This window comes from Photobacterium carnosum (assembly GCF_002849605.1).
Lineage (GTDB): Bacteria > Pseudomonadota > Gammaproteobacteria > Enterobacterales > Vibrionaceae > Photobacterium > Photobacterium carnosum.
This window is the reverse complement of the sequence record NZ_NPIB01000008.1, coordinates 23,138-37,753: the sequence shown is the minus strand read 5'-3', so window position 1 is coordinate 37,753 and position 14,616 is coordinate 23,138. Positions and strand designations below refer to the sequence as shown.

Below are 14,616 nucleotides of genomic sequence, written 5' to 3'. Positions count from 1 at the left end.
CAGAATTAAAATCTATTCTAAATATCAACCCTTATATGAAACACGCATTATTGATAATTTAGATACGGAATCGACTGACCAGCATCATTTGTTTCTCCACGATAAATAATGCGATTATTACCATGATAAACCCCAAAGGTTACCGTTGCTGATGGGTCTTCATCGCCTATTCCACGCCAGTTATAACTTAGCCATGGTTGATTTGATGCGCTATCTTTACAATAAATTTTCGGCGTCTTAGCTATTTTGGTTGGCTTAGTGAATGCTGATAATCGCTGCCAAAAACGAATTTGCTGTTTAAAATCACCATCAGGATTCGCCATTAACTGGCTAAGCAATGGTTGACCTAAATTAACAGTACCAGCACCAGACGTTGTTGGATTATTGGGCGTATGAGGCACGGGTTCTTGTATTAATATTTGACGACAATAATTAGCACCATCAAATGTTGAGGCTGAATCATCGCTATTAGTGACAAACTCAGCGCCGTTCCAATACTCAACCCGTAATGGAATCGTTAATGACTTACCAATATCACCCGCAGCATCTTGTAGTGCCATGCGACCATAGCGCATAGGATTTTGATTACCGATCCTTAAGCTTATTACTTTTTGTACCGTTGGATTGGTACAACCATCTTTAGAACTACATAACTCAGATGTTAATAAACGAGGAGAATCAATTGGTCGATTATCACTAGGATTAAGTAAATTTAACCATAATTGCCATAATTCATCAGGACCATCTGGCGATGTAATTAATGGTATCGATAAAAACCCCTTACGAGCATAAGTAACATTCGATTGATAATTAATATATGAATGGCTATTTGCCGTATTATGTGACCATTTTTCAGGAATAGGATCTTGCAATAACAATCGCTGATCATCGCCACCATTATTGTTTTTCACCACAAATCCAAATTTAGCCGTCAATGTTTCAGCAAATTGATCATAATTATCTAATGCCTTTCCTTGCTGATTAAATGCATTTACAGTCCAATGCACCGGAAAAGGCTGCCCCATATAAGTAAACGATGTCATTGCTGGCGTTAATTGATTATGAGTTAAACCAAAATAAGCAGGGAAGAAACGACCAATATGACGTTTGCTCGAGTTGACTGTCATACCTAAATAATTAGTTAAGTTTGCATTGACCCATAGACTACCAACCTCTGACCACGAATTGTCTGCGATTAGTAAACCATTAAATTCTTGCTGACTATTATCGGTTTGAGGTTGACTTGAAAACACTCCCTTTTGACCATTATTAGGTGAATCTAAACCACCATTAGATAATGTCACTCCCGTATTTAAGGAAGGAGCATCTTTTGCAAAAAAGTTCTGAGTTACAGGACGATTACAATATGTCTGCTCAGATACATCGACCATTGCACTTTCTGAATCAGGATCGCCGATTTGCCAAATTAATGGTTTAGCAACAATATCAAACGGTTTGCCTGCGGCAGTATAAGCTTCACCACCATTAGAGGTACCGCTTGCATTATCATATTTATTTTTACCATTAAACGTTAGCGGACATATAGCAAACGTCCACGGGCGCGATTTAATAGACATCGATCCAACCAAACCATAAGATAACACCTGCTTAAACTTTTTATCTTGTTGGGTTTTATTGTTAATCAACGAACAATTTTCAGGAGTACAATTAGGGTCTGTAACTTGCCACTTTAGGACTCCCGCATCTCGATAACGTAAGCTCAATTCCTCGGATTTTCCAGCAGTAAAATGAATGTTAGCCTGATCAGTAACTCCACCATGATTCATTATCTCAACTTTTATTGGCCGACTACGGTCTAAAATACCATTTTTATTTTCTTCATAATCAGGCGTTGTTGGCTGTTCATATTGAGTAGTAAACCTCAATATTTTTGAGCCATTATAATCAGTAATTACTTTAGGCTGACTATCAGTAGGACAGGAAACTGCTTTTATATCTACGGGAAATCGCTTACCTGCAATAATATCGTCGTTAGTTAGTTTAGTTACCTGAAAACCACCAGGAATAAACGAATACTCACCAAGAGGAGCTGTATCTTCCATTTGATATATAGAACCAGAGACTGTAATCTTTTCAGCACCATTGGCTCGAAACCAAAACTTAGCTTGGTTATTATGTACAGGTAATTGGAATAATTCTTCAGTTTTAAATTCTTTTATCTTTGAAAAATCTGATTTTGTGGACCATATACCACCAAACTTTGATTTAATTATTACATTCACATTACCATTGTAAGCAATAAATGATCCATCAGTAGCTTGAATATCAAATTGTACCGGTTGATTTTCACATAACGTGTTAGTTTTATTTTCTGGTGTGATTGTTAAATCATAATTAGGTGTAGAGTTAAAGCATTTATCCAAACTACCATTTATCACACTATTATTATGCAGCTGAATACCAATAGCTGTAACAGCACCATTTATTTCGGATTTATTACTTAGGTCAACAAGTCGTTCACTATATAGATATCCTTTAAAAAAAGCCTTATTTATATCTACATTATCTAAAAAAGTACTAGGTTTAACCCCACCGTTTTTTACAAATACAACTGTTGATATATTACCATTATTAAGAATCAGATCCTGACTTTCAAAAGAAGAGCCATCAGACATATTAAAATAATGCGTATAAATCCTTACATTTTGACCTTTTGGAATAATCACTTTATTATGATTACCAATAACTAGCGAATTAAAATAATAATCACCAGAAAATAATGTTAAGGTTAACCCTCTTCGTTCATAATCAACATTCTTAAATATCCCACCATTACGCCATGTTTCATTTTTAGATATCCGTTTATCTTGTCCATTTGTAGGTATATCTGATATGGCAACTTTCTTTACCATCAAACTTGATAATGGATAACATTTATTACCATTACATGCTGTTTTAAAATCTGTACCTCTTATCTTAGAAAAACCTAAATATCTTTTCTTATTATATAAAAATGCATTATTAATTTTAGACTTATTATCTAATAATAAAAAACGAGAGTCATCCCATGTTTGAGCTGGCCCTTTAAATAAATCACATGTATTTGTAGGATTAACACGTTGAAATGCCATAAAACCATAAGATTCATTATCATGTCGACGTTCAATACAATCCTGTCCACCACAAGCTTCGTCTTCATCTCCTCTGCGAGGTTCATTTAAATCTTCATCAATAACAAAGCTTACTCTATATGGTTTTTTTATTGTCTGTCTACATAATCTAAATATACCACCATCAGTACCATTTCGACTGTTTCTCGATGCTAGAATTAATGGTTTATCTATAAAATCATCACCATGATTTATTTTAACAAGACCATTATTACATTGTTTTTCAGGCGAAAGAGTAACATTATTAAACCCACTATATAATTTATCATCTCCTAGTGTTTTATTTGTTTTTCCTTGACCAAGGGAAAATAAAAGACCTTTATATTGACCATGCCCTTTAACCAACAAATACGCAACAGTTTGCGTTGAATTAATCCAAGAACTCTTATCAGTTTTAAATGGCAATATTGTTTCACCACGATCCAATGCTAAATATGCCGTATTATCCTTTTTAACCCCTCCAGCTATAAACCATTTATGTCTATAACCTTTCTCATTAAAAACACCTGATGGAGGTAATTCATTTGTATCTTTAGGTGCTTGGGCTTGTACTATCAGGCCATAATTTTCAATTCCAATCTTACTATTTATCTTTTTGCCAGTTTTATCATTAATCGCTTCAGCATACTTAACATACTTATTAACTGTTTCAGAACTAGAAATAATCTGTCCCGCATTACCTAAATCCACATTTGAATTATTATCGATAACAAAATAACTAATATTTAGCATTGGTTTTTTTTCAATACACCAAGACTTCCCTTTACACTCACCAGCAGAAAGTAACGTTAAGTAATTTGAATTATAAGGTGCAAAAAATTGTCTAATAACAGCTTTTTCATTATCTAAAGATGTGATTTTTAATGTTGCAGGCGCATCATTCCAGTCTTCATTAAACTGTTTATATTCCTTTAATTTTGATTCAAACTTTTTTGTTGCATCCTCACAAGCCAGTTTATGTCGCTTGTTTTTACATTTTTTATTTTTAATAGATTCTTCATGACTCGGGTAAAATATATCTTTATTAATATTTATTGGTGCTGAAAATGAAGGCATAATAAAAACTAATGGATCGATATATTTTTTTTTAAAATATATCGTACAATTCGGACTATTTTCCTCAAGACAAGGACCAGAAAGCGTTCCAAATTCAAAATTACCTGTCGACTCTTTTTGAGGCTGAGCCGAAACAACACTGGAAAACAAACATAATATTAAAAATAAATAGTGCTTCATTTTAATCCCTTCGCCCAAACTTCTTGTGTTCTTGTCATGGTTATTTTTCCACTACCGCATGTTGCAGTACTTATTAATTTATATTGTTGGGTTTTATTTATCATTTGAGGCTCACACGTCACGGTTATAATTTTACATCCTTTTTGAAAAAGAGGCATATCCGCTTGAGTATATTTTTTTCCGCTGTCATTGCCACAAGCAGTACGATCGCTTTGTAATGGATTTCCCAATGGAAATAACTTAGTTAACACCACTTCATTGCCAGAATTAGCAGTAAACCATGCGCGAGTACCAAGCACTTCTTTAGTGGTCATGGTTTGGCTTGAAGCACCGATTTTGATCATTGCCATAGCCATAAAGCCCATCACAACAATCACGAACAATATTATCATTAAGCCACTGCCGCGCTGTTTAGTATAATGATTACAATACATTTAACACCTGCACACTGTGATTATAATTCGCGATTTCATTGGTCTTTGGATCGCTAAATTTAATGCCAATTAATGCTATCGCACTACTATTTAATCCGGCGGCTTGTACTTTGGGCATAAACTCAATAATATTGGTTGCCATTAACACCCCATCGCTATTATTTACTTTACGAACAATAGTATTACCAAGCTGACAATAACTAATTTGATCGTGATATAAATAAAGTCGCTTACCGGGTGATGAGGTAGTGATTATATTTGAATCTTTTAACAATAATGTCCACATACCTTTATTCTCAGGAGAGGTATCTTTTTCTGCACCAGACATAACAACATTATTATCTTGGTATTGTTCTGCTGACGCAAAACCTACAGCAACATTCCAGTCTGTATTCAATCTCCAGACATCAGTATTATCAGGATCAAACACAGAGACATTTAATTCATTACTATTATTAGGTAATTCAGCATAATAGACCGCAGAACTCACAATCGGATAAAAACGAATACAACGATCCCCAACGATTAAACTATTAGGTGCAGCATGGCGGATCTCTTTAGTCATTCGCGCCACTAAAAAACGGGCTTGTGATTGTAGTCGTTCACGATCAATCGTATTGGTATAACCTTTCACACCCAACGCAATATAACTACCGATACCAATCATAATGATCGACAGCACCACCATTGCGATCACCATTTCTAATAAGGTAAAACCTTTGTTGTGGTTACGCATTAATAATTCCCTTTATAGGCAATATAATCATACTTACCATAACGCCCCGCATTCACGTTCACTATCACTTTTTTTAATGACTGACCAACAACTTCAACATTAATGGTGGCAAAAATATGGTTGTAATCGCTATCAGGTAAACTCGGTACTAAATCAACTAAATTACCGCGACGTGAGGCTAAGGTGGGTTTTTTATATGCTTTTCCATTATAAGTGTATGTCTGCGGGCATTGTTGAGCCGTTCCCCAACAGCCAATAAAATCATCAACGTCATTATCAAATTGTGGTTTAGTGGCTTCTTCTGATGAATCAGGACCAAAACGTGCAGGTACGGTGCAAGTATTAAAAACGTCAATCCGTTTTCCTTTAGCATCACTTTTGGGCACCATTTCCCCACAGCGATAAACACTGTCACCATTAGGATCGGAATGTTGATCAAATTGACGCGCCAGCACTTGATTGAGTATTGCTTCACCCATCGCCGCCGAGCGGGCTTGGTAATAAGGGATCGCTGAACGTTCAACTTGAGGAAACAAAAAGCTGATCAAGGTGATCATTGCGATGGCTAATAAAACAATAGTGATGATCCCTTCGATAAGGGTAAAACCTTTTGCTTTACGATAAAGATTCACTGTGAACACGCCTCATCGGTTTTTTTGTAAATATAACCTTGGCTATTAATACAAATACTGGCTTGATGGTTATTTTTGGCCGTTATTGTAATTGTACAACCTGATGTACAGCTGAGTACTACAGTTGATAAATTATTGACGGTCGGTTGCCCCAGTAAATTAAATGATAAACTTTTTAATGATATACCACTCGGCTGTTGTGACATCGCAAATGTAGTCTGTGTTTGTGCATAACGGAGGCTGTCATTTGTGTCAGTTAGTGAATATTCACACACACCAAGACAATTTGATTCAACCGTTAGTGGTTGGCTATCACCGTTCATGGCTGAAATTTGAAGCTGACGAATCAGTGATATTGCTTGATCGCGAGTGATCTGAGCATCAAATTCACTTCGCCCTGAAAAACGCGCAGCAGCCGTGGCACTGAGGATCCCAATAAGGATGATCACCATGATAAGTTCAATAAGGGAGAAACCTTGTTGTGACTTCACTTCGCCGCCTAATTATTGATATGTTTGTTTAATTTATCAGGTTTAACCAAAAAAGGCGCAGCCAAGTGACTACGCCTTTGTATCTAACACATGATGCTAGAGATTATTTACAAGGAACAACTGTTACAGCAGGGGCTGCACCAGATTCTGCCGCTGCATAATTCACATAACAGCTATCAGTTATAGATGAATTAGCAAAAGTAAAATTAATACCACTCTTTTGTGTACCAGTTGCTGTAATCTCTTTCCACTCTTTAGCATCTTCAAGACCATTAACAGCTAACTTAATACCACTAGATGTCGCAGCAGGATAACCATTAATTAAATCAACACCAGTTGTATTAGCAGTCTTCGCATTAGTAGTACTATTTTTAATATCAGAACTTGCTTCAACACCATCAATTGCAGCTTTACCGTAAACAATACCTGCCGCACCCTGAATTGCGCCTTTCAGACCTTGTAGTGATGCATTACGCGCATCAACTTGTAGGTTCATAAACTTAGGCGCTGCAGTTACTGCAAGAATACCTAGAATAACGATAACTACAACTAATTCAATTAAGGTAAAACCTTGTTGTTTTTTCATATTTTTTCTCTTTCAATATATTTAACAACGAGAGGAATAATGTCCTCTCGTTATAATAACAAACGATAGTATTTAGTCTTTACAAGCACCAGCATCCAAAATAACAGATGCTGCTTGAGATGGGCTTGTTGCTGCGTTATAAGTTAAGAAACAATTTTTTGGTGGTGTAGTATCACTAGCATAATTTTTAAAAGTAAATTGGATTGTTGTACCGTTATCAGAACTACCTTTCACAACAACAAAATCTGTATCAGATGTGTTTTCACCTAGTCCTTCAACCGCTTTTACAATGCCATCTTTAGATGCGGTAGGGTAACCAAATTTAGTTGCAACAGTACCAGTGCCCGCACTTACAGCACCAGAAGTCGACTCAATACCAGCAATTGCAGCTTTACCGTAAACAATGCCAGCTGCACCTTGAATAGCGCCTTTTAGACCTTGTAGTGACGCGTTACGTGCATCACCTTGTAGGTTCATAAACTTAGGCGCTGCAGTAACAGCAAGAATACCCAAAATAACAATCACAACCACTAATTCAATTAATGTAAAACCTTGTTGACGCTTCATTCTATTTCTCTCTTTGTTTTTGTTGTAAATCAACTTCAACGCGACCTAATGTCGGTTTATAGGTAAACGAATGTCCGGCTAATGGATTAACATCACCCGCACTGTTTTTACTTGCCGACGCTAATTGATAATAGCGACATTGTTTTGCTTCAGTAATAATCCCTTGAGGGTTAATACCATTTATATCTTTAATTTTTACATTTTCAACAGTGACATAAAACTCAGCCTTACCATCTGCAACTGTATTTTTCGATATTATTGCTAATGGCGGATTTTGCATTAACTCCTCTAACAAATCTACGCAATCGTTAGCGGTAATATCTAATACATTCACAGTTTTACTACTGTTTAATGCAAAAGGATAACCCATGCGAATGTTTTTTTGTTGATCAACATTGGTTAACTTAAATTCAGTACCATCATAATTAACAATATTATTATTGCTATGATCGACCGGGCGACCATAAGCTTCCCATTGTGCTCGAGCTGAAATAACTGCAGTCGCAAACCCACCTGCCATTGCTTCAATGGCTGATTTTTTTGCTGCATCGGTAATATTCATAAATCGAGGTAACGCAGTGGCGGCTAATATTCCTAAAATGATAATCACAACGACAAGTTCTATTAATGAAAAGCCATTATGTTTTTTCATTTTAAATCCTTTTTTAATCACTTATTCACTAAATGACTGAAGTCGATGACCACTTAATACTTTATTACAATATATCAATTGGTTACTTCAGATTTATTCTTTATTGCTATATAAAACAACAATATTAAATCACGATATGTATTTTGCCATCAATATAAAAAATTGCCAATGCTTTATTATTAATCATATAAGTACAATGATTTTTAGCTATTAATCTACTATTCTTAACGTATAAATATTCATTATGACTACTATGATTAATTTTATTGGTAAGTAATAACCATAACTTTTCACAATTAAGTTTATTATCAATATTTACAATCGGCCAGCCTAATTGGGTATATTGAAAATCAATGCCATCAATATAATCATGAGATGGTTTATTATTCATTTCCCATTGTTGTTTTAAGTTTACAGCACCTTGGTAAAGATTCTTTTGGGTTAATATAAGCTGAATATCTTCTGCTTCATACTCAAGTTGCTGCCACTTATATAACAGTACACTAATAAGTAATAATATAACGGCAGCCCAAGCCATATTTTTTAGACGTGCTTCAGATCTCATTTTATCCATGTTGAGCGACATTAAGCATCCCCCACATAGGTAAGAAAATACCTAATGCAAGCATCAATACAATACCCGCAACCACAACCAGCATAATCGGTTCAATTCTGGCAGTTAATGTTTGTAAATCATACTCAACTTCGCGATCATAAAATTCAGCAGCTTCTAATAGTAAATCATCCACTTGACCCGTTTCTTCACCGACGGCAATCATCTGTAACACTAAGGGCGTAAAAACGTCTGATTGTCGCGCCATATGAGCAATACTACTACCACCTTCTATTCCCGTTTTCATATCAATTAAGCGTTTTTCTAGAAAAGCATTACCTAATGATTCGGCAGACATTTGAATAGCGCTATTTAACGGTACACCCGCTCGAAGCATTAATGCAAAAGTCCGCGAAAAACGCGCCATTTGAGCACGATTAACTATTGAACCGGTGATCGGCATACGTAACCGCCAATAATCCCACTTTTCTTGGCCTTTTATCGTATTACGCCATAAACGGATAGCAAACCACACCGCTATAGAGCCAAGTATCATTGCTAACCAGTAATGAACAAAGAAATTAGATGTGCCAATTAAAATACGAGTAGGTAGTGGTAATTCAACCCCAAACCGTGAAAACATAGAAGCAAATTGCGGGATCACCTTGGTATTTAATATTCCCATCGCAATAACAATTGACATCATAACAAACGTTGGATAACGCATCGCAGAAGAAATCTGACGGCGTGTTTTCATCTCTTGCTCATAATAATTTGCCAATTGCAGCAAAATCTCATCTAGCCGTCCAGTATTCTCACCAACATGGATCATCGAGATAAACAGGCGAGAAAAAACCCGTGGATGTTGTTGCATCGATGCTGATAACGCACGACCATTGGTCAAATCTAATGTTACGGCCGCTAATGTTTCTTTTAACAAGGTATGGGTTGTACTTTGCGATAAACCATTAAATGCTCGCAATAAAGGAACACCCGCCTTAGTAAGGCTATATAACTGCCGACAAAAAATCACCAGCACTTCAAGAGGTAACTGTGATTGAAATAATGACATTAAATCAAATGATTTAGCGCTCACTTTTATTTCTTTAATATCTAACGGGATCACGCCTTGGCGCAATAATAAATCAGCAGCGCTATTTTCATTAGATGCTTCAATCGTACCACGTTTAAGCTGGCCTCTATCGGTTCGCCCTCGATAACTAAATACAGCCATTGCTTAGCCTCTATTTTTACAGATCATCAAGTATGTCGCCTTCACCAAGTATCAAGACTTCATCAATCGAGGTTTTACCTGACAATGCTAATTCCATGGCTGATTCAATTAATGGTTTATAACCTTCACTTTTTCGGGCTAATTGCGTGAAAAGCACGGCATTATTTTCTCGTAATGCATCCATCATATTTTGACGCATCTCAAGTAACTCAAACACCCCAATTCGACCTTTATACCCACTAAAATTACAACTATGGCAACCACGTCCATGCTTGAATATTTGTTTTTCATGCGCAGGAAATCGCGTTTCTATCCATGTTAATTGGCTTTCTTCTAACACATCATCTTCTATACAATCAGGGCAAATACGACGAACTAAACGCTGTGCTAATACCGCTCGAACAGAACTTGCTACTAAATAACCCGGCGCTTCCATATCAATCATTCGTAGCGCACTGTCAATAGCATCATTAGTGTGTAGTGTTGAAAGAACAAGGTGACCTGTTAATGCCGCTCGCAAACCAATTTCAACGGTTTCTTGATCGCGCATTTCACCAATTAAAATCACATCAGGATCTTGGCGTAAAAACGTTCTTAAAATAGAAGAAAAAGTTAGTCCAATACGATTATTTACTTGAACCTGATTAACTCGTGGTAAACGGTATTCCACCGGATCTTCAGCCGTGATCAACTTTTTACCCGGTTTATTTAATTCATTTAAAGCGCCATAAAGTGTCGTCGTTTTACCTGAACCTGTTGGTCCTGTGACTAATAGCATTCCATGTGGTCGTTTTAATTGGCGACGAAAACGTTCTACTAAATCGGCAGGCATACCAATTTCATCAAGGCTGAGAATACCAGCTGATTGATCTAATAATCGCATTACCACCGACTCACCATGTTGAATCGGCATGGTAGAAATACGAACATCAACCGAATGGTCTCTTACTTTGATATTAAAACGACCGTCTTGTGGTAGCCGTTTTTCTGATATATCTAAACCACTCATTAATTTCAGGCGTAATACTAATGCGGCAGAAACACTACTTTCTTTTAATAAAGTTTCATGTAAAACCCCATCAATCCGCTGCCGAATACGCAACACATCGGCATCCGGTTCAATATGAATATCTGACGCTCCTACTTGGATCGCATCTTCAAACAACGAGTTAATTAACTTAACAACCGTTACTTTTTCTTTATCGGTATCTTCCATACCATAAGAAAAACCTTGATCTGATTGGTGCTCAGCTTTCAACTGTTCAGCAAAAGAAGCAATTTCTTTGGTTCGACGATAATAGCGATCAAAAGCAGCCAGTAATTGACGTTCAGGAGCGATAACTAATTCAACACGATAATCATGAAGTAGATCAAACACCGCTTCTTGGGAAGTTAAATCAGCAGGATCACTCATCACAACCCGAACAGTGTCACCTTGTCGTCCTAGAACTAATGCCCGTAAACGACGCGCATTCACTTCGGATAATAAAGAAATATTATCGCGATCAATATCAACCTTAGTCAAATCAACTAAAGCAATCCCTAATTGTTGAGCCAAAAATTGTAGCATTTTTGTTTCGGTTAAAAAGCCCATATTAATGAGCGTATCACCAAGTTTTCTGCCCGTTTGTTGGTGTTTTTCTAATGCTAAATCAAGATCATTTTGAGTAATAATATTAGCATCAACAAGAAGATCGCCAAGGCGCTTTCGTAATCGAAGAGACATTATTTACTCCTTATGTTGCTGTTTAATTGCATTCAACCGTTGTTGAATAAACAATTGAGAAGAAGATGATATATTTCCTACAACTAACGCCTTGTGGTAAGACGTTAACGCTTTATTGATAGCTTTAGTTTGTTCTTGGACAATGGCTAAGCCCATCCACCAACGACCGTCATTAGGTGCTCGCTGAATTAATTGCTGGTAACAAGCAAGGGCGATATTATGATGTTTTAGCTGCTGAGCCAGTGCACCACGCATGGCAAGATACTGGATGCTCATGTGACCACTTCGCTCATTCAGCACCGTTAATGCTGCCTGCAACTGTGATTCATTAATTAATAATTTGGCCAATGTTAACCGTAAATCAACTTGATTTGGCTGGGCGGCTAATCCACGTTCAAGCGTCGCTATCGCTTCCTGTACATTACCTCTTCCATAATATAAGGCGGCTAATTTTTGTCGTGCCATCACCCAGTGAGGTCGATAATACAATGCTGATTCAAGATTTAAGGCAGCTTGTTTACTATTTTGCTGATCTAAGGCTTTTTCTGCATTGAGATATTCAACATTTGCCAATTCATTGGGTGTTAATGATACGGTCTCAATCGACAATTCACTTTTAATCGGCCGTGATACTTTTTTTTGTTTTTGATGCTCTTCCGCTAAGCCTTGTTCATAACCATTATTATATCCATCATCATAAACACTTTGCTCATCATGATCAGTGATAACTGGTGAATCAATTACATCAGTTGCCGCCATGACAGGCATTGTTACCGTACTAATCATCATGCTAAAACAACTAAAAATAACACCATATAACGATATTAATTTTCTCTTTCGAGTAAAGTTTTTTATTTTCATCACAGTTTCTTTTTTATTAATAAGGTCTAACCGTTGATAACTAACAACAGGCAAGACCTTTTTGATGAGCAAACAAAGTTATAGATTTCTATAAAAGAAACCGAAGATTGACGACTTAAGCTTCATCTGGAAACCACTGATTAATTAAAGATCGAGATCGCTCAATTTCTTGCTGCCAAGTATGATCAGTAACTACTGTCGGTTTTAATAAAATAACTAATTCTGTTTTATGTTTCACTCTATTGGTATGACGGAATAAATTACCTAGAACAGGGATATCACCCAGCAATGGCACCTTAGTCACTTGATCGCTATAGCTCGTTTTCATCAAACCACCAATAACAACAACATCTCCAGAACGAGCATGAATAATAGAGTCTGATTCTCGAATAGTACTCTTTGCTAATGGCAATTGATAAGTACCATATTTTTCGCCTAAATCGACACTTTTAACGTCATTTTTCACATCAACGACAACGGGATGTACATGTAATAATACGCCGCCTTTATCATCAATTTGAGGTGTAACATCAAGAGAAATACCAGAGAAGAAAGGGGTTAATTGAATATCTGGAGCTGAACTACTATTATCCCCAGAAACATTACTACTTGAAATGTTAGTAACGAAATATTCGTCACCACCCACTTTAATAACTGCTTTTTGGTTATTGGCAGCCGTCACGCGAGGGCTAGATAACACATTCAAATCACCTTGAGTGGAAAGAAAACTCATCACAGCATTAAAATTACCGTCAGTGATCGTTATATTGGCTTGGCCATTAACGATACTAGCAACGGCACCGCGAGCACCTTTTACAATAGCGCCAACAGAGCCGCCGAGACTACTGGTTAAATTATTCCAATCAATCCCTTGTTGATAACTATCATCAAGTGTAACTTCCATAATTTTTGCTTCTAAGACAACTTGACGTGTTAATCTTGCTTGCGACATACCAAGAAATTGTTTAACTTCTCGAAGTTCATTTGGATAAGCGCGAACTGAAATTAATCCAGCTTGAGGTGAGACCATAACATTACGACCATCCCCTTTACCGATCATTCCACTCACAACTTTTTCTAATTGACCCCAAAAATCACTCTTAGACGTCGTTTCAATTGTTGTTCCACCGGTAGTGGTATTATTATCATTATTACTATTACTGCTGTTATTATTATTATTATTATCACTATTATTGTTGCTATTGTTGTTATCACTATTATTGCTATTGTTACTATTACTACTATCATCACCCGTCGCTGACCCAGTAGTAATCGATGTGAGTGACACACCTTTACGTTGTAGCTGTAAATAGTTAACCGGAATAACATCGGTACGTAATGATGCGGGGAAAACTTGAATGATATTTCCTTGACGAGTAATGTGATAGCCATAAATATCTGAAACGACATCTAAAACATTATCTAAAGTAACATCTTTTAATTTCATCGTAATTAGACCTGTGACATTAGGATCAATAACAATATTAAAAGGTGTCCCTTTAACTAAACTCGTAAAAAACACATTGGCATCAACATTTTTAGCATTAATACGAAAACGTTTATCTAACACTTTATTAGATACGGGGGTATTGGCTAATGCAGGCATCAAATCAGCACTTACTGATGGCGGTAACGTAAACTGAGGCTGACTGCTTGACTCATTAACTGCATTATTTAATGCTTGTTTTATATCTGTTGGATTATGGTGTCCCATATTAGTTGAACAACCAACTAATGATGAAATCATAATAGCTAAAATGACTCGACGCATACTTAT

13 protein-coding genes are annotated in these 14,616 nt (G+C 36.5%); all 13 read right to left on the bottom strand.

Annotated features, from left to right (window positions below):
* Nucleotides 1-47: 47 nt before the first annotated feature.
* On the bottom strand, nt 48-4,367 hold the full coding sequence (locus CIK00_RS08640) for a DUF6701 domain-containing protein (protein ID WP_101768490.1): 4,320 nt from the start codon (nt 4,365-4,367) through the stop codon (nt 48-50).
* Nucleotides 4,364-4,801, bottom strand: coding sequence for an MshP protein (locus tag CIK00_RS08635; RefSeq protein WP_101768489.1), 438 nt, complete (start codon nt 4,799-4,801; stop codon nt 4,364-4,366). The genes CIK00_RS08640 and CIK00_RS08635 overlap by 4 nt, the downstream gene beginning before the upstream one ends.
* Nucleotides 4,791-5,537, bottom strand: coding sequence for a PilW family protein (locus CIK00_RS08630; RefSeq protein WP_101768488.1), 747 nt, complete (start codon nt 5,535-5,537; stop codon nt 4,791-4,793). Before CIK00_RS08630 ends, CIK00_RS08635 begins: the two co-directional genes overlap by 11 nt.
* Nucleotides 5,537-6,169 carry a type IV pilus modification PilV family protein gene (locus CIK00_RS08625; protein ID WP_101768487.1) on the bottom strand — a complete coding sequence of 211 codons (633 nt, stop codon included), beginning with the start codon at nt 6,167-6,169 and terminating at the stop codon, nt 5,537-5,539. The genes CIK00_RS08630 and CIK00_RS08625 overlap by 1 nt, the downstream gene beginning before the upstream one ends.
* Entirely contained in the window at nt 6,166-6,660 is a 495-nt protein-coding gene (locus tag CIK00_RS08620; RefSeq protein ID WP_101768486.1) for a type II secretion system protein, read from the bottom strand. The genes CIK00_RS08625 and CIK00_RS08620 overlap by 4 nt, the downstream gene beginning before the upstream one ends.
* Before the next feature lie 103 nt (nt 6,661-6,763).
* Nucleotides 6,764-7,246, bottom strand: a complete 483-nt coding sequence (locus CIK00_RS08615) for a type II secretion system protein (RefSeq protein WP_101768485.1) — start codon at nt 7,244-7,246, stop codon at nt 6,764-6,766.
* 72 nt (nt 7,247-7,318) lie between these two features.
* Nucleotides 7,319-7,813, bottom strand: coding sequence for a type II secretion system protein (locus CIK00_RS08610; RefSeq protein WP_101768484.1), 495 nt, complete (start codon nt 7,811-7,813; stop codon nt 7,319-7,321).
* Between the two features lies 1 nt (nt 7,814).
* Nucleotides 7,815-8,465, bottom strand: a complete 651-nt coding sequence (locus CIK00_RS08605; protein ID WP_101768483.1) for a type II secretion system protein — start codon at nt 8,463-8,465, stop codon at nt 7,815-7,817.
* Nucleotides 8,466-8,589: 124 nt separating this feature from the next.
* On the bottom strand, nt 8,590-9,039 hold the full coding sequence (locus CIK00_RS08600) for a hypothetical protein (protein ID WP_233426547.1): 450 nt from the start codon (nt 9,037-9,039) through the stop codon (nt 8,590-8,592).
* Nucleotides 9,032-10,252, bottom strand: coding sequence for a type II secretion system F family protein (locus CIK00_RS08595; RefSeq protein ID WP_101768481.1), 1,221 nt, complete (start codon nt 10,250-10,252; stop codon nt 9,032-9,034). Before CIK00_RS08595 ends, CIK00_RS08600 begins: the two co-directional genes overlap by 8 nt.
* A gap of 16 nt (nt 10,253-10,268) precedes the next feature.
* Entirely contained in the window at nt 10,269-11,978 is a 1,710-nt protein-coding gene (locus tag CIK00_RS08590; protein ID WP_101768480.1) for a GspE/PulE family protein, read from the bottom strand.
* A gap of 3 nt (nt 11,979-11,981) precedes the next feature.
* Entirely contained in the window at nt 11,982-12,767 is a 786-nt protein-coding gene (locus tag CIK00_RS08585) for a tetratricopeptide repeat protein (protein ID WP_232600271.1), read from the bottom strand.
* 187 nt (nt 12,768-12,954) lie between these two features.
* Nucleotides 12,955-14,610 carry a pilus (MSHA type) biogenesis protein MshL gene (gene mshL / locus CIK00_RS08580; RefSeq protein ID WP_101768478.1) on the bottom strand — a complete coding sequence of 552 codons (1,656 nt, stop codon included), beginning with the start codon at nt 14,608-14,610 and terminating at the stop codon, nt 12,955-12,957.
* Nucleotides 14,611-14,616 lie beyond the last annotated feature (6 nt).